General features: G+C 63.3%; 22 protein-coding genes. 17 read left to right on the top strand and 5 right to left on the bottom strand.

Annotated elements, in window-relative coordinates:
* The first annotated feature begins 29 nt into the window (after positions 1 to 29).
* The 14 genes from rpoZ (at position 30) to V1283_RS19795 (ending at position 18284) form a co-directional block, all read left to right on the top strand.
* Positions 30 to 422: a DNA-directed RNA polymerase subunit omega gene (gene rpoZ, locus V1283_RS19860; protein ID WP_024512695.1), complete on the top strand. Its 393-nt coding sequence runs from the start codon at positions 30 to 32 to the stop codon at positions 420 to 422.
* A 291-nt stretch (positions 423 to 713) separates the two neighbouring features.
* Positions 714 to 3005 carry a RelA/SpoT family protein gene (locus V1283_RS19855; protein ID WP_334388126.1) on the top strand — a complete coding sequence of 764 codons (2292 nt, stop codon included), beginning with the start codon at positions 714 to 716 and terminating at the stop codon, positions 3003 to 3005.
* Positions 3006 to 3159: 154 nt separating this feature from the next.
* Complete coding sequence (locus V1283_RS19850) at positions 3160 to 3924, top strand: pyridoxine 5'-phosphate synthase (protein ID WP_334388125.1); 765 nt, start codon at positions 3160 to 3162, stop codon at positions 3922 to 3924.
* Positions 3921 to 4340: a holo-ACP synthase gene (gene acpS / locus V1283_RS19845; protein ID WP_212421701.1), complete on the top strand. Its 420-nt coding sequence runs from the start codon at positions 3921 to 3923 to the stop codon at positions 4338 to 4340. The genes V1283_RS19850 and acpS overlap by 4 nt, the downstream gene beginning before the upstream one ends.
* Before the next feature lie 282 nt (positions 4341 to 4622).
* Positions 4623 to 5381, top strand: coding sequence for a signal peptidase I (gene lepB, locus V1283_RS19840; RefSeq protein WP_212421700.1), 759 nt, complete (start codon positions 4623 to 4625; stop codon positions 5379 to 5381).
* Complete coding sequence (gene rnc, locus V1283_RS19835) at positions 5378 to 6196, top strand: ribonuclease III (RefSeq protein ID WP_334388123.1); 819 nt, start codon at positions 5378 to 5380, stop codon at positions 6194 to 6196. The genes lepB and rnc overlap by 4 nt, the downstream gene beginning before the upstream one ends.
* The gene (gene era, locus V1283_RS19830) at positions 6186 to 7115 is read left to right on the top strand and encodes a GTPase Era (RefSeq protein ID WP_334388121.1); all 930 of its coding nucleotides are present in this window, start codon (positions 6186 to 6188) and stop codon (positions 7113 to 7115) included. The genes rnc and era overlap by 11 nt, the downstream gene beginning before the upstream one ends.
* Positions 7116 to 7123: 8 nt before the next feature.
* Entirely contained in the window at positions 7124 to 7504 is a 381-nt protein-coding gene (locus tag V1283_RS19825; RefSeq protein WP_334388120.1) for a hypothetical protein, read from the top strand.
* 83 nt (positions 7505 to 7587) lie between these two features.
* Positions 7588 to 8328, top strand: coding sequence for a DNA repair protein RecO (gene recO / locus V1283_RS19820; protein WP_334388119.1), 741 nt, complete (start codon positions 7588 to 7590; stop codon positions 8326 to 8328).
* A gap of 135 nt (positions 8329 to 8463) precedes the next feature.
* On the top strand, positions 8464 to 11271 hold the full coding sequence (locus tag V1283_RS19815) for a patatin-like phospholipase family protein (RefSeq protein ID WP_334388118.1): 2808 nt from the start codon (positions 8464 to 8466) through the stop codon (positions 11269 to 11271).
* Positions 11272 to 11277: 6 nt separating this feature from the next.
* Positions 11278 to 12615 carry a hypothetical protein gene (locus V1283_RS19810; protein ID WP_334388117.1) on the top strand — a complete coding sequence of 446 codons (1338 nt, stop codon included), beginning with the start codon at positions 11278 to 11280 and terminating at the stop codon, positions 12613 to 12615.
* 290 nt (positions 12616 to 12905) lie between these two features.
* Positions 12906 to 15161, top strand: a complete 2256-nt coding sequence (gene parC / locus V1283_RS19805; protein WP_334388116.1) for a DNA topoisomerase IV subunit A — start codon at positions 12906 to 12908, stop codon at positions 15159 to 15161.
* A 109-nt stretch (positions 15162 to 15270) separates the two neighbouring features.
* Positions 15271 to 17271, top strand: a complete 2001-nt coding sequence (locus V1283_RS19800; protein ID WP_334388115.1) for a pyrroloquinoline quinone-dependent dehydrogenase — start codon at positions 15271 to 15273, stop codon at positions 17269 to 17271.
* Positions 17272 to 17336: 65 nt separating this feature from the next.
* On the top strand, positions 17337 to 18284 hold the full coding sequence (locus tag V1283_RS19795) for a cation diffusion facilitator family transporter (RefSeq protein WP_334388114.1): 948 nt from the start codon (positions 17337 to 17339) through the stop codon (positions 18282 to 18284).
* A 103-nt stretch (positions 18285 to 18387) separates the two neighbouring features.
* Here V1283_RS19795 and chrA read toward each other — a convergent pair whose 3' ends face one another.
* Positions 18388 to 19779, bottom strand: a complete 1392-nt coding sequence (gene chrA, locus V1283_RS19790) for a chromate efflux transporter (RefSeq protein WP_334388113.1) — start codon at positions 19777 to 19779, stop codon at positions 18388 to 18390.
* A gap of 11 nt (positions 19780 to 19790) precedes the next feature.
* Positions 19791 to 20609: a sulfurtransferase/chromate resistance protein gene (locus V1283_RS19785; RefSeq protein WP_334388112.1), complete on the bottom strand. Its 819-nt coding sequence runs from the start codon at positions 20607 to 20609 to the stop codon at positions 19791 to 19793.
* A gap of 373 nt (positions 20610 to 20982) precedes the next feature.
* On the opposite strand from V1283_RS19785, the gene V1283_RS19780 reads away from it, so the two are divergent.
* Both V1283_RS19780 and V1283_RS19775 read left to right on the top strand, forming a co-directional pair.
* Positions 20983 to 21555 (top strand): hypothetical protein, encoded by a 573-nt coding sequence (locus tag V1283_RS19780; RefSeq protein ID WP_334388111.1) that lies wholly within the window; start codon positions 20983 to 20985, stop codon positions 21553 to 21555.
* Between the two features lie 13 nt (positions 21556 to 21568).
* Positions 21569 to 22798, top strand: coding sequence for an MFS transporter (locus V1283_RS19775; RefSeq protein WP_334388110.1), 1230 nt, complete (start codon positions 21569 to 21571; stop codon positions 22796 to 22798).
* Between the two features lie 16 nt (positions 22799 to 22814).
* Here V1283_RS19775 and V1283_RS19770 read toward each other — a convergent pair whose 3' ends face one another.
* Together V1283_RS19770 and V1283_RS19765 are read right to left on the bottom strand one after the other, a co-directional pair.
* Complete coding sequence (locus V1283_RS19770) at positions 22815 to 23069, bottom strand: hypothetical protein (protein WP_334388109.1); 255 nt, start codon at positions 23067 to 23069, stop codon at positions 22815 to 22817.
* A 262-nt stretch (positions 23070 to 23331) separates the two neighbouring features.
* Positions 23332 to 24156, bottom strand: coding sequence for a helix-turn-helix domain-containing protein (locus V1283_RS19765; protein ID WP_334388108.1), 825 nt, complete (start codon positions 24154 to 24156; stop codon positions 23332 to 23334).
* 94 nt (positions 24157 to 24250) lie between these two features.
* On the opposite strand from V1283_RS19765, the gene V1283_RS19760 reads away from it, so the two are divergent.
* A complete protein-coding gene (locus tag V1283_RS19760) occupies positions 24251 to 25129 on the top strand; it encodes a DMT family transporter (protein ID WP_334388107.1) in 879 nt (292 codons plus the stop codon).
* Positions 25130 to 25140: 11 nt separating this feature from the next.
* Here the strand turns inward: V1283_RS19760 and V1283_RS19755 are convergent, their stop codons facing one another.
* Positions 25141 to 25542, bottom strand: a complete 402-nt coding sequence (locus V1283_RS19755; RefSeq protein WP_334388106.1) for a RidA family protein — start codon at positions 25540 to 25542, stop codon at positions 25141 to 25143.
* Positions 25543 to 25570: the final 28 nt, after the last annotated feature.

Below are 25570 nucleotides of genomic sequence, written 5' to 3'. Positions count from 1 at the left end.
TTTGGCCCCAAATAACGGAGCGACAGTCTATGGCGCGCGTCACCGTGGAAGATTGCATTGATAAGGTCGACAACCGATTCGATCTGGTTTTGCTGGCTGCACATCGCGCCCGTATGATTTCGTCCGGCTCACAACTCACGGTTGATCGGGATAACGACAAGAACCCGGTCGTTTCGCTCCGGGAAATCGCCGATTCCACTATTTCCCCGGAAGACCTCCGCGAGGAACTGGTTCATTCCCTGCAGAAATTCGTCGAGGTCGACGAGCCAGAGCCCGATACCGTGCCTTTGATCGGCTCGGCCGGCGCCAGCGTCGATGCCGACGATACCGAGGTCGCGGTCGAGCGCATGACCGAGGAGGAACTCCTCAAGGGTCTGGAAGGCCTGGCGCCGCCTGAAGAGCAGCCCGAAGAGGACGAATAATCCGGAACATCCGGGCCGTCCCGAACTCCCGATCTGTCAAAGGCCCGGACCTCTGTCCGGGCCTTTGCTTTTGTTGACAATTTTGCGGTTACAATGCGTCCTTGGCCGGCGCGGCCGAAATCGGCTGACTTGCCTGGCCGGCCGGTCACCGGGTTGGGCGTTGGATGTCCGCTGGCCCAAGCGAAATTGAACCATTTCGTGGCCAGAGCGGCGTGCATCGCCGTTCGAAAACGCATTAGATACGTAAAGGGCGGGACCCGTCCGGGTCTGGTGGAAGAAGGCAGTGATGTAATGGCGTATTGGCGCCGCAGCTCCCGGCAAATGCAGGCCGCGACCGGTCAGGTCGCGGTGGCGCCGACCTCGCCTGTGACGGAGAAGCCGAAATCGCGCTCGCGCATGATGCGGCAATACGATCTGGTCGAACGCGTCCGCTCGTATAATCCCGACACCAACGAAGACCTGCTCAACCGGGCCTACGTCTACGCGATGAAGGCGCACGGCACGCAAACGCGCGCGTCCGGCGATCCCTATTTCTCGCATCCGCTCGAGGTGGCGGCGATCCTGACCAACCTCAAGCTCGATGACGCCACCATCGTAGCGGCCCTGCTGCACGACACCATCGAGGACACCGAGGCGACGCGCGCCGAGATCGACAACATCTTCGGCCACGAGATCGGCGCCTTGGTCGAAGGGCTCACCAAGCTGAAGCGGCTGGAGCTGGTGTCGCGCGAAGCCAAGCAGGCCGAAAACCTGCGCAAGCTGTTGCTGGCGATCGCCGACGACGTCCGCGTGCTCTTGATCAAGCTCGCCGACCGCCTGCACAACATGCGCACGCTGGAATTCGTGCCGCACGCCTCGCGCCGCCGCATCGCCGAGGAGACGCTGGACATCTATGCGCCGCTCGCCGGCCGCATGGGCATGCACGAAATGCGCGAGGAGCTCGAAGACCTGTCGTTCCACGTGCTCGACCCTGAAGCGTATGCGGTGGTGAAGCAAAGGCTCGATGCGCTCGCCGAGCGCAACCGCAATCTGATCGGCGAGATCGAAAACCAGCTTTCCAAGAATTTGCAGAAGAATGGCATCACCGCGCGCGTCTATGGCCGCCGCAAGCAGCCGTTTTCGATCTGGACCAAGATGGAGCGCAAATCGGTCGGGTTTGAGCAACTGTCCGACATCCACGGCTTCCGCATCATCCTTGGCGATCTCGAATCCTGCTACCGCGCGCTCGGCGTGGTGCACACCACCTGGCCGGTGGTGCCCGGACGCTTCAAGGACTACATCTCGACGCCGAAGCAGAATGATTACCGTTCGCTCCACACCACCGTGATCGGCCCGGGCAACCAGCGCGTCGAATTGCAGATCCGCACCGAGGAGATGAACCAGATCGCCGAATTTGGCATCGCCGCGCATGCCTTCTACAAAGAGGGGGCGGGCTCGCCGACCGAGCGGCTCAAGCACGAGTCCAACGCCTTTGCGTGGCTGCGCCACACCATCGGCATCCTCTCCGACAGCGCCAATCCGGAAGAGTTTCTGGAGCACACCAAGCTTGAACTGTTCCACGACCAGGTGTTCTGCTTCACGCCGAAGGGCAAACTGATCGCGCTGCCGCGGCAAGCCAATGTGATCGACTTCGCCTATGCCGTGCATACCGATGTCGGCAACTCGGCGGTCGGCTGCAAGATCAACGGCAAGTTCGCACCACTGTCGTCCGAACTGCAGAACGGTGACGAGGTCGAGGTGCTGACCTCCAAGGCGCAGTCCGCGCCGCCCTCGGCCTGGGAATCGCTTGCGGTCACCGGCAAGGCTCGAGCCGCGATCCGGCGCGCGACCCGCACCGCGGTACGCGATCAATATGCGGGCCTTGGCCGGCGCATCATCGATCGCCTGTTTGCCCGCGCCAAGATCGAATACGCCGACGACAAGCTGAAGGGCGCGCTTCCCCGGCTGGCGCGCGCCTCGATCGAGGACGTGATGGCCTCCGTCGGGCGTGGTGAACTCAAGGCTTCCGACGTCGCCCGCGCCATGTATCCGGACTACAAGGAAGAGCGGATGGTGCGGTACGGGGCCAGGAAGAGCCTCGCGGTGAAACTGAAGCTGAAATCGGAACCGCCGCATCCGGCGCGCAGCGCCTCCGTCATCCCGGTGCGCGGCATCAATTCCGATCTGCCGGTGAAGTTCGCGCCGAACGGCGGTGCCGTGCCGGGCGACCGCATCGTCGGCATCGTCACGCCGGGCGAGGGGATCACGATCTATCCGATCCAGTCGCCGGCGCTGAAGGACTTTGAGGAAGAGCCGGAGCGCTGGCTGGACGTGCGCTGGGATATCGATGAGACCATGCCGCAGCGTTTCCCGGCGCGGATCCTGGTCCATAACGTCAACGAGCCCGGCAGCCTAGCCCAGGTCGCTACCGTGATCGCCGAGCATGACGGCAATATCGACAATATCAGCATGTCGCGCCGCTCGCCTGATTTCACCGAGCTGACCATCGACCTCGAGGTCTATGACCTCAAGCATCTCAGTGCAATTATCGCACAATTGCGCGCCAAGGCCGTCGTCGCCAAGGTTGAGCGCGTCAACGGATAGGCGGTATCGTCATTGCCGGATGAAAGCGCGAAGCGCGTCCTTGCACTGAACGACCCGGCAATCCATCCTTTTCAGGTAGATGGATGCGCGGGTCACGTCCGCGCATGACATTTGTGCTATCGAAGTCACGTCAGATTGCTTGAGAGACCAGCAAATGCCCGTTTCCCCGCTACGCCTCGGTGTAAACGTCGATCACGTCGCGACCTTGCGCAATGCGCGCGGCGGCGAGCGGCCGGATCCGGTGCGCGCCGCGCTGTTGGCGATCGAGGCGGGCGCCGACGGCATCACCGCGCATCTGCGTGAGGACCGCCGCCATATCCGCGACACCGACATGGCCCGCCTGAAGGCCGAAATCTCCAAACCGCTGAATTTCGAGATGGCGGCCACCGAAGACATGCTGCGGATTTCGCTCGCCACCAAGCCGCACGCCGTGTGCCTGGTGCCGGAACGCCGCGAAGAGCTCACCACCGAGGGCGGGCTTGACGTGGTCGGCCAGCACAATGCGCTGGCGCCGTTCATCGCGCGACTGAACGATGCCGGGATCCGGGTGTCGCTGTTCATCTCGGCCGACCCGCAGCAGATCGAGATGGCGGCAAGATTGCGCGCGCCCGTGATCGAGATCCATACCGGCGGCTGGTGCGACGCCGTGGTCGACGGTCATATCGCGAAGGCCGAGGCGGAATGGCAGCGGATCGTCACAGGCGCGACATTGGCGCGCGCCGCGGGGCTCGAGGTCCATGCCGGCCACGGGCTCGATTACCAGACCACGGAGACGATTTCGGCGCTGCCCGAGATCGCCGAACTCAACATCGGCTATTTCATGATGGGCGAGGCGCTGTTCGTAGGCCTTGGCGAGACGGTGCGGCAGATGCGCTCCGCGATGGACCGCGGCCGCCAGAAGGTCGCGGGCCGGTCATGATCATCGGCATCGGCTCCGACCTGATCGACATCACAAGGGTCGCCAAGGTGATCGAACGTCATGGAGACCGCTTCCTCGACCGTATCTTCACCGACGCCGAGCGCGCCAGGGCGGCGCGCCGCGCCAACAGCGAAAAGATGGTGGTCGCGACCTACGCCAAGCGATTCGCAGCCAAGGAGGCCTGTTCCAAGGCGCTCGGCACCGGGATCCGGCGCGGCGTCTGGTGGCGGGACATGGGGGTGGTGAACCTGCCGGGCGGCCGGCCGACCATGAAACTCACCGGCGGCGCGCTGGCCCGGCTGGAGGCGTTGACGCCGGAGGGGTTCGAGGCGCGGATCGATCTGTCGATCACCGATGACTGGCCGCTGGCGCAGGCCTTCGTCATAATTTCGGCGGTCGTTCCCGGCAAATCTTGAGCCGCGCAGGCGTTTGCGCCGGAGGTTTAACACAAAACTAAAAATCATTGATTTTTCAATGCATTATGAAGTTTTGACGAGGCGCTTGATTGCGCGCCCACGAACAACCGTCTAAAACGCCGCAGCAACATGTTCGAGCCAGGGCCGATTCAGGTTAGCGCCGGAATTGGCCCTCAACATCAGCAATGAGACCATTTTCCTGACGCGAACGGATGGGCGATTCGTGTGCGGAAAACGTTCTGCCACCGTGCGGGCAAAAGGCCTGCAGGAATTGGGAAAGCGATGAGCGTGACCTCCAGCACAAAATCTGAAAGCGGCTTGGGCGAAACCATCCGCGTCGTCATCCACGCTCTCCTGATCGCGCTCGTGATCCGCACCTTCCTGTTCCAGCCGTTCAACATCCCCTCGGGATCGATGAAGGCGACGCTGCTGGTGGGCGACTACCTGTTCGTCTCGAAATATTCCTACGGCTACAGCCACTATTCCATTCCACTGTCGCCGCCGCTGTTCTCGGGCCGCATCTTCGGCTCGGAGCCGAACCGGGGCGACATCGTGGTGTTCCGCCTGCCCAAGGACGACTCCACCGATTACATCAAGCGCGTGATCGGCCTGCCGGGCGACCGCATCCAGATGCGGGAAGGCCTGCTCTATATCAACGACAAGCCGGTCAAGCGCGAGCGCTTGTCCGATTTCATCGGCGAAGACCCCTGCGGCTCGGATGCCACCGCGCGCGTGAAGCGCTGGAAGGAAACGCTGCCGAACGGCGTCAGCTATGAATCGCTCGATTGCGTCGACAACGGCTTCTACGACAACACCAACGTCTACACCGTGCCCGCCGGCCACTTCTTCATGATGGGCGACAACCGCGACAACTCGACCGACAGCCGCGTGCTGTCGGCGGTCGGCTATGTGCCGTTCGAGAACATCGTCGGCCGGGCGCAGATGATCTTCTTCTCCATTGCCGAGGGCGAACATGCCTGGATGTTCTGGCGCTGGCCGACCGCCGTGCGCTGGAATCGCCTATTCACAATCGTGCGATGATCGACGAGACAGCGACCATTCCTGATACATCGACCTCGGGTGAGCCGGGCCAGCAGGCCGAAGCCGCCGGCGTCGCTGCGCCGAAAAAGAAGCGCGGCAAGGCCGGGGCCAAGGCGGCCGCTGCCGCGATCGAGGGACGCATCGGCTACAAATTTTCCGATCCCGCGCTGCTGACGACCGCCTTTACCCATGTCTCCGCCTTGAAGCCCGCGACCCGCCATCGCGCCGACAGCTATCAGCGGCTGGAATTCCTCGGCGATCACGTGCTCGGGCTGATCATCTCCGACATGCTGTATCGCGCCTATCCGCGGGCCGACGAGGGCGAATTGTCGAAACGGCTCGCCGATCTCGTGCGCAAGGAAAGCTGCGCCGACGTCGCAAAATCGCTCGGGCTGCTCGACGACATCAAGCTCGGTGCGGTAGGCGCGGGCGCAGGCGCGCGCCTGCGCAAATCCGTGCTCGGCGACATCTGCGAGGCGGTGATCGGGGCGATCTATCTCGACGGCGGCTATGCCGCGGCTTCGCAATTCGTCGAGCGCAACTGGCTGGAGCGGATGCGCAAGCCGCGCCGGCCGCTGCGCGATCCCAAGACGGTGTTGCAGGAATGGGCCCAGAGCAAGGGATTGCCGACGCCGGTCTATCGCGAGATCGAGCGCACCGGGCCGCATCACGACCCGCAGTTCCGCGTCGCCGTCGATCTGCCGGGACTGGCGCCCGCCGAAGGCGTCGGCGGCTCCAAGCGCGCCGCCGAGAAGGTCGCAGCCTCCGTGATGATCGAACGCGAAGGCGTCGGCGGCGGCAGCAATGACAGTTGAATCCTCAGCCGAAGCCACGTCCGCCGAGACCCGCTGCGGCTTCGTCGCGCTGATCGGCGCCCCCAATGTCGGCAAGTCCACGCTCGTCAACGCGCTGGTCGGCTCCAAGGTCACCATCGTCTCGCGCAAGGTGCAGACGACGCGCGCCCTGATCCGCGGCATCGTGATCGAGGACAACGCGCAAATCATCCTGGTCGATACGCCCGGCATCTTCTCGCCCAAGCGAAGGCTCGACCGCGCCATGGTCTCCACCGCCTGGAGCGGGGCCCATGATGCCGACCTTGTCTGCGTGCTGCTCGACGCCAAGGCCGGGATCGACGAGGAGGCGGAAGCGATCCTGAACAAGCTGGCGTCGGTTCAACACCCGAAAATCCTGGTGCTGAACAAGATCGACCTGATCCCGCGTGAGAAGCTGTTGGCGTTGGCGCAAGCCGCCAACGACCGCATGAAATTCGAACACACCTTCATGATCTCGGCGCTGTCGGGCGATGGCGTCGACGATCTGCGCAAGACGCTTGCGAGGATGGTGCCGCCTGGCCCCTTCCACTATCCGGAAGACCAGATGTCGGATGCGCCGCTGCGGCATCTGGCGGCCGAAATCACCCGCGAAAAGATCTATCGCCAGCTTCACCAGGAACTGCCGTATCAATCCACCGTCGAGACCGACACCTGGACCGAGCGCAAGGACAAGTCGGTGCGGATCGAGCAGACAATCTTTGTCGAGCGCGAGAGCCAGCGCAAGATCGTGCTCGGCAAGGGCGGCGCCACCATCAAGTCGATCGGCGCGGATTCGCGTAAAGAGATCGCCGAGATTCTGGGCGTGCCCGTGCATTTGTTTCTGTTCGTCAAGGTGCGCGAGAACTGGGGCGACGATCCCGACCGCTACCGGGAAATGGGACTGGAATTCCCCAAGGAATAATAGGCTCGATGAACGTACCCAGAAACGTGCTGTGGTTTGAGGTTTTGCTGTATTTGTCGCTGACGCTGGATGCGGTGTCGGTGGCGTTTCAGGACCGCACACCGAAGGCCGACATGACGGAGCAGATGATCAACGTGGCGACCGTGATGGCGGGCGTCCTGATCCTGCTTTTGGTCTTTTTCGTTTGGCTCGCCGCCCAGCGCCGCAAGAACTGGCCGCGCTGGGTGCTGGCAGCGGCTTTGGTGCTGTCGGTGATTTCGCTGGTGCAGGTGATCGGCGACAACGGCGTACAATTCGACAGCGGCATCGAGGTCATCTCGTGCGCGCTGACGGCGGCGGGACTCTATCTGTCCTTCACCGGCGACGCGCAGGGCTGGTTCAACGCGTGATCCGGGTTCGCATCTTCGATGCGCCCCGGAATGACGGCTGTGAGATGGCTGCGCCGATCGCCGGAATCCTGTAAACTCCGCCCATGGAATGGACCGACGAAGGCATCGTGCTTGGGGTGCGGCGGCATGGCGAATCTTCCGCCATCGTCGAATTGCTGACGCGCGAGCATGGCCGTCATCTGGGTCTCGTGCGCGGCGGCGCCTCCTCGCGGATGCGGCCGCTGCTGCAGCCCGGCAACAGCGTCACGGCGGTCTGGCGGGCGCGGCTCGATGAGCACCTCGGCACCTACGCCATCGAGGGCACGCGGCTGCGCGCGGCAACGCTGCTCGCATCCTCCCATGCCGTCTATGGCGTCACGCATCTCGCCTCGCTGGCGCGGCTGCTGCCGGAGCGCGATCCGCACGAGGACATCTACGAGATGCTCGACCGCACGCTCGACGATTTTGACGATGCCGGCGGCGCGGCCGCCCACCTCATCAGGTTCGAACTCGCGATGCTCGCCGAACTCGGCTTCGGCCTCGATCTGGAAAACTGCGCCGCCACCGGCGGGACCGCGGACCTGATCTACGTCTCGCCAAAGTCCGGCGGCGCGGTGTCGCGGGCCGCCGGCGAGCCGTACCGGGACCGCCTGCTGCGGCTGCCGGCCTTCCTGCGCGAAGGCGAGGGTGGCGCCAACGGTTGGTCGGATCAGGATCTGCAGGACGGTTTTCGCCTGACCGGCCTGTTCCTGCTCCGCCACGTGCTGGAACCGCGCGGGCAGGGCCACTCCGACGCCAGGGACGGGTTCATCAACGCGGTGATGAAGCGGCGGGCGCGCGCCTAGGCCGGCATTCTCCGCGTTTGCGGCGGCCGCGATCACGCATCCGATCACGCCTCGGGTGCAGGGCGTCCGGGCTGCGACTTGCTGTTGAAGTTGCCGCGCCATGCTGTCTAGAATGCCGGGCGGAGGGAGCTGCCATTGGCGATCGCTGACATCAAGGCAACGCCGGTTCTCGTTCTGCTCGGTGATGTGACCGCGGTGCCGCATCATGCCGGGGCGCTGGCGGCGCTGGAGCGAGCTGGCATCGATATCCAATGGGTGTGCGGCAGTTCAGGCGGCGCCATTTCGGCGGCGATTATTGCCGGTAATTCGCCCGAGCGCCGGATGGTTGCCCTTCTCGACTTCTGGCACTGGTACCAGCGCGATCCGTGGGTCTGGCCGCAGTCCCCGGATGCTCAGGCCACTACCGAGCGCCGTCTCTATGACACGTCGCACGCTACCCTCTTTCGTCTCGTGGACTTCGACCTGCTGAACAACGGACCGGTCCGTATGACCACGTTGGCGACCAGCGTGGCACGGGGCAGTTACACGTTCTTCGACAGTTCGAGATCCATGGTTACTGCTGACCACATCCTGGCCTGCAGTTTGGCGAGCCCGGACAGGTTCTCGATCGAAATCAACGGCGAGCGTTACTGGAACGACGATTGGCTTTCGGTCACCACCCTTCAATTCATTTTGCACGAGGAAGCTCGCCGTCTGCTCGTCTTTGTCGTCGATCCCTGGGCGCGCAAGCGACCTTTCTCCGGGGAGCCCGAATGGCAGCGCGCGCGGGCGCGTGAAATCGCCAACGTCACCCGGATCGACTACGACATCCAGGCCATCGGAAACAATCTCGCCCTCGGCAGGATCACCGAAGAGAAACGCCCCCGACCGCTTTCGGCTGCCGCCCTCGACCTGCCTACGGTCGATATTGTTCATGCCCAGTCGAATTCAGGTGCGACCGGCTTCGCGGACCCGAAGTCTGTCCCGTTCGGGACTCCTGATTTTGAGGCGGCGATGGCCGTGGTCAGCCGCGCCATTGATCGCAGGCCCTGGGAACAGGAGCGCGGGGATGCGCCTGTCGCGGTTCACACCGTCTCCGTCGAGTCCGAGTCGACGGAAATGTATCCGGGAAGGGCGGCCGGCCCCCGCAGGCCGCGCGGGGCCAGCCGCAAGCCTCCCCATCTTGAAGACCTGATCAAAAGCATCACAAGGGTCACGCCAGCCGGCGAGCAAAGCACGGTGCAGCAGAGTTCAATTGAGCCGAATATAATTCCGGTGCCTTTGCCCGCAGACTTGCCGCTGTCTTTGCCTGCGGATTTGAAGGGTATCCTGGATGTTTCCGCGCCGGTGATTGCGGTCCCGGAACGCCCGGGACTCATCTTCAAGCTGGAAGGCGAGGGCGACCGTGTCGGTGTCGACGAGGTGGTGTGGGAGCAGCCGTTCGATCTGGTCGTCGACTACGGAGCGGGTTCGGATAGCGCGCTGACGGTGGTGACCGGAGAGAGGCTGATCTCGGCCACCTCCGGTCCTTCCGCCGAACTGGGAATATCGGTTGCGCCGAGCGGGTTCGCTCTGCGCGAAGGCAGCCCCTTTCAAACCCTGAAATTCGAGAATGGCGTTCTGACGGGCGAAACGCCGCGCTTCAAGCTCAGGGCACCGCGGCCGGCCGACCTCGCGGGCCGCACGAGCGGTCCCTGCGGCGTCTTCGTCATGCTGACCAAGGCGAACGCGCTCGTCCACAGCTTCTTCATCGAAATTCGTCTGGTCGAGGTGTTGGACCGCGAGGCGCATCCGGCGCCTGTGATCGATATCGACCTCGACGGTGTCGCTGCCAGCAAGCCCGAGGAGCGGGTCGCGACGATTACGATCACGAACGAAGGTGCCGCCTGGCAGGTTTACTGGAATATCGACGGCGTGCAGAGCCGGCCCCGGATCGCTTCAAAGGCAACACCGGCTGCGCTCAAGGCGGCTTACGACACCTATATCAACAACGACCTGAAGCAGGTCGCGGAGAGTGCGCTGTGGCGCAATACCGATGCGCAACTGCATCTGCCTGACAATGCTGCCTCGCGCGACGAAGCGCAGAAGCTGATGGGTATCACGGCGAGCGCCGGCTACAAGCTCCACAAGCTTTTCCGCGAGGATGAGGTTTTTGAAGAAGCCATCGAACTGATTGAAAAGCTGCCCGACGGGTCCAGGATTACGGTGATCACCGACGACGTCGTCTTCCCCTGGGAATTGTTTTATCCGCTCTCCATTATCGACGGTGAGCCGAAGGAAAATCTGCAGCCGGACATGTTTTGGGGAAATCGCTTCATCATCGAGTCGTTGCTGATCGCCACGTCGAGCGCGGAGAAGCTGCCTTCGAACCGCCAGCAGGGCGGCAAGCTGCATGTCAGCATGGGGCTGAATGCCAGCATCGATCTCGCCCCAGCCTGGAAGGGGCGGGACCTGCTGCCGGTGCAGTTCCAGAAAGCCTATTTTGACTCGGTGTTCGCCAGCAGCGGCGACTATGCCGCTGGATACAAGCAGGTACTGACCGCGATCCGGAGGAAGCCGCCGGACGCCAGCCTGATCTACTTCTTCTGCCACGGAACGGCCGACAGGTTGGAGTTCGAAGCGTCGACCGCCTTCACCCCCTACCATGTGGACGGCGAGAAGTTTTCCAACTGGCCCGTCGTGTTCATCAACGCCTGTGATGCGGGCAACACCTCTCCGCTTTCGTTCCTCTCGTTCCGCACGGAATTCAGGAAGCGCCGGGCCGCGGGACTGATCGCGCCGTCTTTCCCGATCCCGACCTTGTTCGCGGCGATTTTCGCCAAGGCCTTCATGGAGCGTTATGCCGGCAAAGAAGCCGTCGGATCGATCCTGTTCGATTTGCGCAAGAAGCTGCTGTCGGACGACAACCCGCTCGGCCTCTGGTACTCGCTGCAATGTCCCCTCGACCTCAAAGCACCGGGGTGAACTGACATGCAAAAGCCCCTGACCCTGATCGTCAGCGACCTGCATATGGGCGACGGCAGCTCCAGCGACGATTTCGTCGACGACAAGAACCAGTTTGCCAAATTCCTCGCCGAGCAATTGCTGACCGACCGCGGCAAGAAGGGCGAGATCGAGTTGATCATCAACGGCGATTTTCTCGAATTCGTCATGGTCCGCCCCGACCTCTACACCCTGAATTCGCGTGACTACTGGTGCTCGCGGGACGAGTCGGTCGAAAAGCTGAAGACTCTCCTGAAAGGCCATCCCAAGGTCTTCAAGGCGATCGCCGATTTTCAGGTGCCCGGCAATGTCGTGACGATCTTTGCCGGCAACCACGACATCGATCTCTACTGGCCGGAGGTGCGGGACCTGCTCAGGACCAAAACGGGAAACGTCAACATCGAATTGAAGGCCGACACGTATTACAGATACGGCAACAGGCTCCATATCAGCCACGGCCATCTGTTTCCCACCATCGACACCGTTAACGGCTTCTCGAAATGGGCGGATCCGATACTGCCGTTGCCCGCCGACTCCGATCCGAAGCGGCTTCAGATGTGCGACGGCACGCTGTTTGTGGTGCGGCTGGTAAACCCGCTCACGGCGAAATATCCGTTCGCCAATAACCTGCACCCCGAGACCGAAATCTTGCGCGTTCTGCTGCGGGAGGACGCGTGGGGCCTGAGGACGGTGGCGTGGCTGGGCAGCAGGTTCATCGCCCAGCATCCCGGCGCGGCGCTGAGCGCCACCGGCACAGCCGCCTCGGGCGCGGAACTGCTCAATGCCATCCAGCTGGATTCCTTCTTCCGCGAGAAGATCGCCGGCTTGTGCAGGGATCTTCTGAAGATACCCGACATGACCGCGGACAAGGTGCTGCAGAAATATGCAACGGAAGACGACGTCGCCGAACTGCTGGCCGCCCTGCTGGAGGCCGACGGCACGATGAGCAAATGGATCGACGTGATCGAAATCGCCAAGCCCGGCACGAGCTCGGTTGGATCGGCGGGTGGCGAGGTACTCGGCATCATCGAAACCGGAAGGATCGACGTTCGCGCCGCCTGCGCCACGATTGCCCGGGGCAAATGGCTCGCCGGCGCCGAGATTGTCGTGCTCGGCCACACCCATCTTCCGGAGGAAATCGAGGAGAATGGCCGCAAATACTACAATCCGGGGTCGTGGACCCGGTACATCGACAATCCGGCAGGCCTCAAGCTCGCCGATCTCATGGACGAAACGAAATATCCCTACAAGCTTAAATGTGTCCGGATCGAGGAGATCGACGGTAAGCTTACGAGCGAGATGATCCTCATCGATCGCAAGCCCTAGCCGGCTTCCTGGGGTGTCCCTGGGAGGCCGAGCCACGCAGGCAGGGCCATTCCGACGCCAGGGACGGGTTCATCAACGAGGAATCGGGCGCGAATCAGTTCGTCTGCCTGACTCGGCTCCTGCCGCCGGTCGTCCCTTAGAGCAGGGCCCATACGCGGCGGCGGTCGTTTGGCACGGCGGCCGCGCCATTTTTCGCCACCCCTGTGGTTATGGGCCCCTGCGTTCGCAGGGGCGACGGCTGCCCTGATTCAATTCTTGCCCGATTCAGCCGAAAAGTTTAACGCCTCCCCATGGGAAAACGACAGCTGCCGCCGGAAGAACCGGCTGAAATCCACGAGGTGATGCTGCGCGATGCGCTGGAAGAGCGCTATCTCGCCTACGCGCTCTCGACCATCATGCACCGCGCCTTGCCGGACGCCCGCGACGGGTTGAAGCCGGTGCACCGGCGCATCCTCTACGGCATGCGCCTGTTGCGGCTCGACCCCGGCACGCCGTTCAAGAAGTCCGCAAAAATCGTCGGCGACGTGATGGGCTCGTTCCATCCGCACGGCGACCAGGCGATCTACGACGCCATGGTGCGCCTGGCGCAGGACTTCTCGTCGCGCTATCCGCTGGTGGACGGCCAGGGCAATTTTGGCAATATCGACGGCGATAATCCCGCCGCCTACCGCTACACCGAAGCGCGCATGACCGACGTCGCGCGGCTGCTGCTGGAAGGCATCGACGAGGACGGCGTCGACTTCCGCCCGAATTACGACGGCCAGAGCAAGGAGCCGGTGGTTCTGCCCGGCGGCTTCCCGAACCTGCTCGCCAACGGCTCGCAGGGCATCGCGGTCGGCATGGCCACCTCGATCCCGCCGCACAACGCGGCCGAGCTGTGCGACGCCGCCCTGCATCTGATCGACAAGCCCGACGCCAAGTCGAAGTCGCTCTTGAAATGGGTCAAGGGCCCGGATTTCCCGACCGGCGGCATCATCGTCGACTCCAAGGAAAGCATCGCCGAAGCCTACATGACCGGGCGCGGCTCGTTCCGCACCCGCGCCAAGTGGACCCAGGAAGAGGGCGCCCGCGGCACCTGGGTGGTCGTCATCACCGAAATCCCGTGGCTGGTGCAGAAATCCCGGCTGGTCGAGAAGATCGCCGAGCTCCTGAACGAGAAGAAGCTGCCGCTGGTCGGCGACGTCCGGGACGAATCGGCCGAAGACGTTCGCCTCGTGATCGAGCCGAAATCCCGCGCCGTCGATCCCGCGTTGATGATGGAATCGCTGTTCCGGCTCACCGAGCTGGAGAGCAAGATTTCGTTGAACCTCAACGTGCTGATCAAGGGCAAGATCCCCAAAGTGGTGGGGCTTGCGGAGTGCCTGCGCGAATGGCTCGACCATCTGCGCGACGTGCTGGTCCGCCGCTCCAACTTCCGCAAGACCCAGATCGAGAACCGGCTCGAAATACTCGGCGGTTATTTGATCGCCTATCTGAACATCGACAAGGTGATCAAGATCATCCGCACCGAGGATGAGCCGAAGCCGGCGCTGATCAAGGCGTTCAAGCTGACGGAAGTCCAGGCCGACGCCATCCTCAACATGCGCCTGCGCTCCTTGCGCAAGCTCGAGGAGTTCGAAATCCGCACCGAGGACAAGAACCTCCGTGGTGAGTTGAAGGGCCTCAAGTCGCTGCTCGGTTCCGAGACCGAGCAATGGTCCAAGGTCGGCGAACAGGTCCGAAAAGTTCGCGACATGTTTGGACCGAAGACGCCGCTCGGCAAGCGCCGCACGCAATTTGCCGACGCGCCCGAGCACGATCTCGCCGCGATCGAGGAAGCCTTTGTCGAGCGCGAGCCGTGCACGGTCGTGATCTCCGAAAAGGGCTGGGTGCGCACGCTGAAGGGCCATGTCGAGGATATCTCGGGACTCGCCTTCAAGACCGACGACAAGCTCGACCACACGTTCTTCGCCGAGACCACGTCAAAGCTGCTGCTGTTCGCCACCAACGGCAAATTCTACTCGCTCGATGTCGCAAAACTGCCGGGCGGCCGTGGCCATGGCGAGCCGATCCGCATGTTCATCGACATGGAGCAGGACGCCGCGATCGTGTCGCTGTTCGTCAACAAGGGCGAACGCAAGTTCCTGATCGCGAGCAGTGAAGGTCAGGGCTTCGTCGTCAAGGAAGAGGATTGCGTCGGCAACACCCGCAAGGGCAAGCAGGTGCTCAACGTCACCATGCCGAATGAGGCCTGCGCGATTACGACGGTGGCGGGCGATACAGTCGCTGTGATCGGCACCAACCACAAGATGGTGCTGTTCCCGCTCGACCAGGTGCCGGAGATGGCCCGCGGCCGCGGCGTACGCCTGCAGAAATATTCCAGTGCCAAGCTGTCCGACGTCGCGGTGTTCGAATCCAAGGCGGGCTTGACCTGGAAGGATTCCGCCGGCCGCGAGCAGAGCATGAGCGCCAAGGAATTGTCCGACTGGCGCGGCAACCGCGCCGACGCGGGCCGCCTCGCGCACGGCCTGCCGAAGTCGAACAAGTTTTTGCGGGGGGTGGAGTAGGGGTTGAACGCCGGATTACGGTTTCGTAATCCGGCTGCAATCTCCTCTTTTGCCCTTTGACGGGAGCATTGTTCTCGTCGATGCTTGCCTAAGGGTCAGGGAGGCGGCATTGCGCGAAGCAGGATCGCGACGGCTCGTCACGGTGATTTGGCTTGCGTTCGCCTTGTTCGCAATGCCCGCCGCACTCCGCGCCCAATCCATCCCCGGCGCGCTCCCTGAATCCGCCAAGGCATTGTCGCAGGGCGAATGGCCGGCCTACGCCGGGACCTACGCCGCGTCGCGCTATTCGCCGCTGACCCAGATCAACCGCGATAACGCCAAGGGCCTGCATATTGCCTGGCGCTGGAAATCGCCTGATGCCGCGATCAGAGAGGCCAATCCAGGCGTAGGTCCGAGCTTTGCAAATGAATCGACGCCCCTGATGATCGGTGGCGTCCTCTACACCTCGACCTCGCTGTCGCAGGTAGCGGCGATCGATGCCGCGACCGGCGCGACCAAATGGGTATTCGACCCAAAGATCTACGAAAACGGCCTCGGGCTTCCCGCCAATCTCGGCTGGCTGCACCGGGGCGTTGCGTATTGGCGCAACGGCGACGACGAGCGCATCGTCATCCTCACCGCATTCGCTCAGATGATCGCGCTCGACGCCAAGACCGGAAAACCGGTGCGGTCATTCGGCACCGACGGACGGATCGATCTGACGGAGGGCCTGCGTCGGCCGGTCGACCGCAACTACTACACCATGACATCGCCGCCGGTCATCGTGCGTGGCGTTATTGTGGTCGGCTCCTCCGTGATGGACTGGTGGGCGAAGAAGCCATCGCCGCCCGGCGATGTCAGGGGCTTTGACGTCGGCAGCGGACGCCTGCTGTGGACGTTCCATACCGTTGCGCAAGGCGAGGAGCCCGGCGCCGACACCTGGCAGAAGGATTCGTGGAAGGACGCCGGCAACGCCAATGTCTGGGCGCCGATGAGCGCGGACGAGGAGCTGGGATACGTCTATTTGCCGGTGAGCACGCCGACCAATGATTATTACGGCGGCCATCGGCCGGGCGACGGGCTCTTTGGCGAGAGTCTGGTCTGTCTGGATGTCACGACCGGGCGGAAGGTCTGGCACTATCAGCTCGTTCATCACGGCCTGTGGGACTATGACCTGCCGGCCGCGCCCAGCCTGATCGACATAAAGGTCGATGGACGTCCGATCAAGGCGGTCGCGCAAGTGACGAAACAGGCCTTCGTCTATGTGTTCGATCGCCTTACCGGAAAACCGGTATGGCCGATCGAGGAGCAGCCGGTGCTGGCGTCCAGCGTGCCCGGTGAGAGCGCATCGAAGACGCAGCCGATTCCCAGCAAGCCTGCGCCATTCGACCTCCAGGGCGCGCGAGACGATGACCTGATCGATCTTTCGCCGGAGATCCACAAGGAGGCCATCGACATCGCCAAGGCGTATGACCGTGGTGGCATCTATACGCCGCCGTCGCAGCGCGGCACCATCCAGGTGCCGGGCAATGCCGGTGGCGGCAGCTGGTCCGGCGCCGCGATCGACCCTGAAACCGGCACACTCTACGTCGGGACGCAGCGCGTGCCGACGCTGGTCACCATTCGCAAGCCGGAGCCGTGGCAGGGCCAGTATGATTTCATCGGCCTGCCGCAATATCTGCCGGGCCCGCGCGGATTGCCGCTGCTCAAGCCGCCGTTCGGCAGCATCGTCGCCATCGACATGAATTCCGGCGAGCATCGCTGGCGCATTCCGGTCGGGCGCAGCAACGCGATGGGTTCGGTCCGCAGGCTCGACATTGCCGAAAACCTGGGATTGCCGGCCCGGAACTGGACGCTGGTCACCAGGACGGTGATGATCGTGGTGCAACTGGGCTACTTCAGCGCGCCGCGTTTCGTGCCCGAGTTCAATCTGCCGATACGCGACCTCCACAATCTCGATCCGCATCTGTGGGTCTATGACAAGACCAGCGGCGAAATGCTCGCCGAGATGGAGCTGCCGGCCAACGCCACTGGCGCGCCGATGACCTACATGGCCGGCGGCAAGCAGTTCATCGTGTTTCCGGTCGGCGGCGGCCCGCTGGTCGAAGAACTGATCGCAGTGTCGCTGTAATAGTATTCGATAGTCCGCCCGCTATATAAGTCGCCGTCGAAACATCAGAGGCGACGGTTATCCGCGTGGCGCACGATCACTCTCATCACAATCATTCCCACGGGCATGATCATCCCCATGGTCATGCCGGCCACAGCCATGCACCGGATAATTTCGGCTGGGCGTTCGCCATCGGCGCCGCGCTCAATACCGCCTTCGTCATTGCGGAACTGATCTTTGGCTATGCCGCCAATTCGCTCGCGCTGATTTCCGACGCCGTCCACAATCTCTCCGACGTGATCGCGCTCCTGCTGGCATGGGGCGCGGCGTGGTTGTCGCAGAAGCTGCCGACGCAGCGGCACACCTACGGATATCGCCGGGCCTCGATCTTGGCGGCCCTGTTCAACGCCAGCCTGCTGCTGGTTGCGGTCGGTGGCATCGTCGTCGAGGCGGTCAACCGGCTCTACAGTCCTGCGCCGGTCGCGGGCTGGACGGTCGTGGTGGTTGCGGCGCTTGGCGTCGCCATCAACGGCTTCACCGCGCTGCTGTTCATGCGCGGGCGCCACGGCGACCTCAATATTCGCGGCGCCTATCTGCACATGGTGGCGGACGCGGGCGTTTCGCTCGGCGTGGTGGTCGCGGCTCTCGTCATCATGCTGACGGGCTGGCTGTGGCTCGATCCGGCGATCAGCCTCGTCATATCAGCCGTGGTGTTCTGGAGCGGATGGGGCCTGGCGCGCGACAGCGTCAATCTCGCGCTCGACGGCGTGCCGCGCGGCATCGAGCTTGCGAAGGTGAGGGACTATCTCGCCGGACTGGAGGGGGTTACCGAAGTGCATGACCTCCATATCTGGGCGATGAGCACCAACGAGACCGCGCTGACCGCGCATCTGGTGCGGCCCGGCGGCAGCGACGACGCCTTCCTGCACGGCGTCTGCGAGGAACTGTCGCACCGCTTCAACATCCATCACGCCACGCTGCAGATCGAAGCCGCCGCCGAGGTCTGCAGGTTGGCGCCGGCGGACCGGGTGTAGATGAAATCGTAGGATGGGTAGAGCGAAGAGAAACCCATCACCTTTGAACGGCAATTGATGGGTATCGCTTCGCTCCACCCATCCTACGAGATCGCGGCTACGCTCAAGCCATCCCCGCAAACCGCATCATCACTCCCGCCGCGCACGATCCCGACAGCACCCACAACATCCCGATGTTGAGACGGAAAATCGCGGTCGCAGCGGCAGCCGCCAGCACGAAAGCCGCAATATCGAGGCTTCCCCACACCGGCATGTCGAACGACAGCCCGAACGAGCGAACCGGGATGGTCTGCCGGAACAGCGTGTGCAATCCGAACCAGATCGAAAGATTCAGGATCACGCCGACCACGGCAGCGGTGATCGCCGTGAGCGCGCCCGCCAGCCCCTTGTTGCCACGCAGCGTCTCGATATAGGGCGCGCCGAGGAAGATCCAGAGGAAGCAGGGGATGAAGGTGACCCAGGTCGCCAGCAAGCCGCCAAGCGTGGCGGCGAGCATCGGCGACAGCGTGCCGGGATCGCGGTAGGCCGCCATGAAGCCCACGAACTGCAGCACCATGATCAGCGGGCCCGGCGTGGTCTCGGCCATGCCGAGGCCGTCGAGCATCTCGCGCGGCTGCAGCCAGTGATAATGCTCGACCGCCTGCTGGGCGACGTAGGCCAGCACCGCGTAGGCGCCGCCGAACGTCACCATCGCCATCTTGGAAAAGAACAGCGCGATCTGGCTGAACACGTTGGCCTGTCCAAGCCCGATCAGGAGCGCTGCCACTGGTATCACCCATAGCAACAGCCACACTGAGCTCACTCTGAGCGCGCGTGCCACCGTGGGACGAACGTGATCAGGCAATTCCTCGCCGAGCAGGCTGTCGACTGCCGCCGTCTTCCTGTTGCCGCCGCCGTGTTCGACGGCGGCGAATTCCGGCCGTCCGCTGCGCGCGCCGAAGTATCCGATCACGCCGGCCGCAATGATGATGATCGGGAAGGGGACGTTGAAAAAGAAGATCGCGACGAAGGCGATCGCGGCGAGTGCGATCATCAGCCGGTTACGCAGCGCGCGCTTGCCGACCCGAACAACGGCCTGGACCACGATCGCGAGCACCGCAGCCTTCAATCCGAAGAACACCGCCTCGACGAAGCCGACATTGCCGTAGGCCGCGTAGACGTAGCTCAGTCCCATGATGGCGATGATGCCGGGCAGGATGAACAGGCCGCCGGCCATGATGCCGCCGGCGGTCCGGTGCAGCAGCCAGCCGATATAGGTCGCAAGTTGCTGCGCCTCCGGTCCCGGCAGCAGCATGCAGTAGTTCAGCGCATGCAGGAACCGGCTCTCGGAGATCCAGTTCTTCTCCTCGACCAGGATGCGGTGCATCACCGCGATCTGTCCGGCCGGGCCGCCGAAACTCAATACGGCGACCCGCAGCCAGACCCGGAAGGCTTCACCAAAACTGATGCCGTGACCGAGGTCGCGGCTTGCGCCGGCCCCGGTCGTCTTGTCCATCGTGGCATCCATTACGATTTCGCCTTGTTGGTGGGCCAGTTGTGCGTCTCGCCGGACGCGTCGCGGCACCAGCGATAGAACGCGTCGTACAACAACATGCCGGCCTCCAGCTGCTCGAGATCGTCGTCGAATATGCGCGACAGGCCGAGCGAGGCGGCGAGCAGTCCGGGCGCTTCCGGTGACAGATCGAGCCGCCCGGTATCGGCGCCGCGGACCATCGCCGCCAGCCGCAGCAAGGGCGGCGTCGCCAACCCGAATTCCTCGATCATCACGTCAAAGGTGCAGAGTTCGCCGCGATGGCTCCAGAACACATTTTCAATGTCGAAGGGGGCCGCGTTGAAGCGCTCGCCGACGGCGACAACCTCGGAAGGCGCTACGAACAGGAACACCGCGTTCGGATCGACGAACCGGCGGACCAGCCAGGGGCAGGCGATGCGATCGATCTTCGGCCGCGCCCTGGTCACCCAGACGGTGCGACCCTGCGCGTCACGCGGCGGCAGTTTTGACGCGTTCACCAGCGGGAGGTTTGCCTCCTTCCAGCCTTCAAAGCCGCCTTCAAGCGTCTCCGCGGCAACATTGGCATGCCGCAACCAGGCGGCCGTGCCTTGCGCGAGCTTTGCCCCGCGCATGCAGACGACGATGGCTGAGTTGCCGGAAAATTTGCCGCTCCAGTCGCCAGCGTCCTGATGATTACGCCTGATGGCGCCAGGAATCAGCCGCTGATCGGCGGCGAAATCCTCGTCGGTACGAACGTCGATCAGGGCCGGCATGTTCGCCGTGCCGATCAGTTTGGAAAGCTTGTCTGGAGATATCGTGGTGTAGGATGACATGGTTGCGCCCTCGTAAGAGAAAACGGGACGCGATACTTGGGCATGTCGCCTCGTGGGGAGATCGCAAAATCCCCATGGGCGGAATTAACCGCCTGCGGCTGGTGCTGTCAACTGGGGCCGCACTGTTCCCGACGGAAGGCTTGCGGAATCCCGCATTCAGTCCTAGCTTGGCCGGCATCGGGGATAAAGCAGGCTCCCCGTTAGACGGCCCTTCCGTCCAAGCTCTGCGCACCACTCGACGTGTCGAGGATTGCGCATGGACGGGAACGGGCCGATATTTTTTTGCCCCCGCAGATCAGTTCTGACCGCTTTTCTCGCCGCGTGTTTCCTCGCGGACGCGACGCTGTTCGCGTCCGCACAAACAGGAGCCGCCATGATTGCCATTGATCGTATGACGCCCGGATCGCCCCCGGCGGGATTTTCGTTTGCGCGAACCGGCCAGGGCAGCGAGGGGAAATGGACCGTTACTGAAGATCGGACCGCCGCAGCAGGCAAGGTGATCGAGCAGACCAGCACCGACCGCACCGATTACCGGTTTCCGCTCGCGATCCACGAGAACCTGTCGGCCGCCAATGTCGACGTCGAAGTCAGATTCAAGGCAGTTGCGGGCAAGACGGATCAGGCTGGCGGCATCGCCGTGCGGCTGTTGGATGCCGACAATTACTATGTGGCCCGCGCCAATGCGCTGGAGGATAACGTGCGCTTCTATCGCGTCGTCGCCGGCCGGCGCGAGCAACTGGATGGCGCCAATTTGAGGGTCAGCCCCAATGAATGGCATACGCTCGGCTTACGCGCGGAAGGCCAGCGCTTCACGGTCTCCTTCGATGGCAAGAAATTATTCAGCGCGACGGACAAGACTTTTGCCGAGGCCGGCGGCGTGGCGCTGTGGACCAAGTCCGACAGCGTGACGCGCTTCGATCAGTTCAAGATCACCGTCTTGCCGTAACGGGAACGCAGGAATGGCCGATATCGCGACTGAACCAAAGGCTTCAACCGGAACCGCGCTGATCAAGTTGCTCTATGTCGCGCGCGGCCTGCGCGGCTTTGGCGACGGTTTCGCCATCATCATTCTGCCGGCCTATATGACGGCGCTGGGCTACGACGCCATAGCAGTCGGCATCGTTGCGACCGCATCGCTGCTGGGAACGGCGCTGCTGACGCTGATCACAGGCTGGATCGCGCCGCGTCATGACCTGCGCGCGCTCCTGATCTTTGGCGCAGGCCTGATGGCTGCGACCGGGCTTGCATTTCCCGGCGTAGAGCACTTCGTCCTGATCGCGCTCGTGGCGTTCATCGGCACCATCAACCCCTCGGGCGGCGACCTCGGCGTGCTGGTTCCGCTCGAACACGCGGTGCTGGCGAAGAGCGCCACCGACGACCGCCGGACCGAGGTGTTTGCGCGCTACAGCCTGATCGGGGCACTCTGCACCGCCGCCGGCTCGCTTGCGGCAACCTTGCCTGATTTCCTGGTTTCGCACGGCGGCACCACGCTCGGCGCGTTCCGCGTGATGTTTTATGCATATGCCGCGCTCGGGATACTGAGCGCCGCGCTCTATCGCTACGTGCCGCACACTCGTGGCGAGGAGAAGGCGCCGCAGACGCCTCTCGGGCCATCGCGTGGCACCGTCTACAAGCTCGCAGCACTGTTCAGCATCGATGCCTTTGCCGGCGGTTTCGTCGCGCAGTCCCTGCTGGTGCTCTGGCTGTTCGAGCGTTTCGACCTGTCATTGTCCGCGGCCGGATTGTTTTTCTTCTGGTCGAGCACGCTCAGTGCCTTTTCCTATCCGGTCGCCGCCTGGATTGCCAAACGCATCGGCCTCGTCAACACCATGGTGTTCACGCACATTCCCTCCAGCATCTTCCTGATCCTGGCGGCGTTCTCGCCGAACCTGTACGTGGCGCTCGGATTGTTGCTGTTGCGCTCGGCGCTGTCGCAGATGGACGTGCCGACCCGCACCTCCTACGTCATGGCCGTGGTGACGCCGGCCGAACGGCCGGCGGCCGCCAGCGTCACCGCCGTGCCGCGCAGCCTCGCATCCGCGATCAGCCCGGCGATCTCGGGCGCGCTATTGATGACGTCGTTTACGGGGCTGCCGCTGGTGGTCTGCGGCACGCTGAAGATCGCCTACGATCTCGCGCTCCTGTTCTCGTTCCGCCATATCAAGCCGCCGGAGGAGCAGGGGCGTTAGAGCTTTTCAGGCGCGACTACCAGGGCGGTCGCCGTCCATCGGGGAGGGGTTCCATCACTCGTCGCTCATCACGGGCATGGGACCATTGCACCAGCTTGATCTCCGGAGAGTCGGGCGCATTGGCCTCTTCCGAATGAAAGGCGAGTTTTTGGTTTGCCTGCACCTGGTATTTGGCGGCCTGCGCGAGCCAGTACCATTTCTTGTCCGGCTCGCTCAGCGCGCGCTGACGGCACTCGGCTTCCAATTCACGTAAGCGGATCGCTTCATTCATAGCCAATTCCAGAGCCTGGAAGCTCCAACCTACCGGAGCCTCGAAACCACCGGAACCCGGGGTTCCGGCCAGTTCTTCATGACAAAAACTTCTTGACGGCATGCTATGCCGGATCAGCGCAATTGATTGAAATTTACCAATGGATTGACGCGAAAATTAGCGTGTCGGGCCAATTCGTCGCGATGTGGCCGATGCTCGCCTGCACGACCCGGCAGGGCACCCACAAGAAGATGACATCTGCCGCCATCGGATGGACGCACTCTCATCCGGTAACTGCCGCCCCAGCCGCGCCTTGTTCGGACCATCCGCGCAGCACATTGGCGGTCGCCCCATCCATGGGAAAGAAGCTCTCGATGCGAAGCTCCTGCAGCGTAATGTCCTGCGGGATGCCCAGCGTCGCGATGGTCGTGAACAGCCGCAGATCGGTCGTGCCTTTGCGAAAATGCATTGGCAGCACCGGCGTGATCGCCGGTTCGGCCAGCGGCGCATCGACCGCCGCCTGGACGCCTTCATAAGCCAGCAATCGCTTCAGAAGGGCCGCGGTCTCCGCCGATCCGTCGGCGGCAGCGTCGGCTTCCACGCTTCGGACGAAATAGCCGACCACGTCGACCCAGTTTACAAGGTAAGGCCGCAGCACGTCCGGAGCGACCAACGCGTCGGCCAGATTGATCGCGGCGTCCGGTGCCAATGGCCCGACCAGGAATTCGACCAAACGGACGGCGCCGGAATTGCTTTGCAGCAGATTCCAGTGCCGATCGACCGCGACGGCAGGAAACGGTTCTTGCTGGGCCAGCATGAAATCGAGCGCGGTGCGAATTTGAACGAACTCGGGAGCGGCGAGGTTGGTCTGCCGCCACACGGGCGCGAAGCCGGCCGCCATCAGCAGCGAATTGTGCTGGCGCAGCGGCACGTCGAGGGCCATGGCGAGCCGTATCACCATGTCGCGGCTCGGCGATGCGCGGCCGAGTTCGAGGAAACTCAGGTGCCGCTGCGAGATGTTGGTCCGACCGGCGAGTTCAAGCTGCGACAGGCTCCTTTTGCGCCGCCACAACCGAAGGCTTGCTGCGAAATCGTGCCGATGCGCCATGAGTACCTGCCAGGTAGTTGCGGAGGCTTTGCTGACCGGCAAGATGCCACAACCGGATTGAACAAGACATGTTGACAACATACGGGGGGACCGCGTGGGCGAATGGGTTGGGGTCACGATCGCGCTGGTCTCGAGTTGCCTCGGCGGGAGTGCGGCGGCGATCACGCGCTATCTCGCGGGCAACACCGATCCGATTACGCTTGCGATCCTGCGCTGGGCGATCGGGTTTTGTTGCGTGCTGCCGGCGACGCTGTTGCTGAGGGCGCGATGGCCGCAACGCCGGGACTGGCCGGCCGTCGCTGCGCTGGGCTTTTGCTTCTTCGGCGTCTTCTTCGTTCTCTACAATATCGCGATGTCCTACACGACCGCGGCGCGCGCCTCGCTCGCGCTGGCGACATTGCCGCTGCACACGATGGTGGTCGGCGCCATACTCGGCATCGAGCCGTTGACGAAACGGAAATCGATCGGCGTCTGTGTTGCGGTGCTCGGCGTCATCGCCGCGCTCGCTACCGGATTGTCAGCCGCGCCGCCGGGCGCGTGGCGCGGCGAACTGATCATGACCGGCGCCGTGCTCTGCATGGCGTTCTATAACGTCTGGTCCCGCCCGTTCATCCAGCGCTCCAGCGCGCTTGGCTTCCTCACCGTCGGTATGGGGACCGGCGCCGCAGCCCTGGTCGTGGTCGGGGCGCTGACGGGAAGCGTCGTGGCATTGAGCCAGTTCAGCACGCCGCAATGGATCGCCGGCATTTATCTCGGCGTCGCCGGCGGTGCGCTCGCGTTCATCCTGTGGGTGCTGGCGCTGGAGCGGGCATCGCCGACGCGCGTGGCCAACACCATGACGGTCAATCCGGTTGCCGCAGGATTGCTCGCCACGCAGCTCGTCGGCGAGCCGATCACGCCCAACCTGGTTATCGGGCTGGTCGCGGTGTTTGCGGGCATATGGATCGCGACGTCCGAGATCAAGCAGCCGTAGCTGCGCACGGCTTACGCCGCGGCAATGGCCTCGATCTCGATGAGGAAATCCGGACCGTAGAGTTTCGATACCTCGACCAGCGTCACGGCGGGCGCCGCCGGTGGTGTCACCGAGGCGAAGAAGCGGTCTCGGGCTTCGCGGTAGGGGCCGAGATTATCCATGTCGGTGAGGAATACCGTGAGCTTTACCAGATTGGCCGGCGTGCAGCCGCGGGCCTCCAGCGCAATCGCGAGGTTTCGAAACACCTGCTCCGCCTGGGCTGCAAAATCATTGCTGCCGACCACATTGCCGTCACGATCGAGCGCGGTCTGACCGGCGATAAAGATGATGCGTGCGGCGTGGACTTCGACGATCTGGGAATAGCCAGGCGGCGTTCCGAGCTCGGGTGGATTGATGCGGGTGATCGGGGACATGACCGGGACATCCTAGTGCATGGGCAGG

Origin of the sequence: Bradyrhizobium sp. AZCC 2262 (assembly GCF_036924535.1) — a bacterium.
Classification (GTDB): domain Bacteria; phylum Pseudomonadota; class Alphaproteobacteria; order Rhizobiales; family Xanthobacteraceae; genus Bradyrhizobium.
The sequence above is the reverse complement of the archived record's forward strand: the minus strand, read 5'-3'. Positions and strand labels throughout refer to the sequence as shown.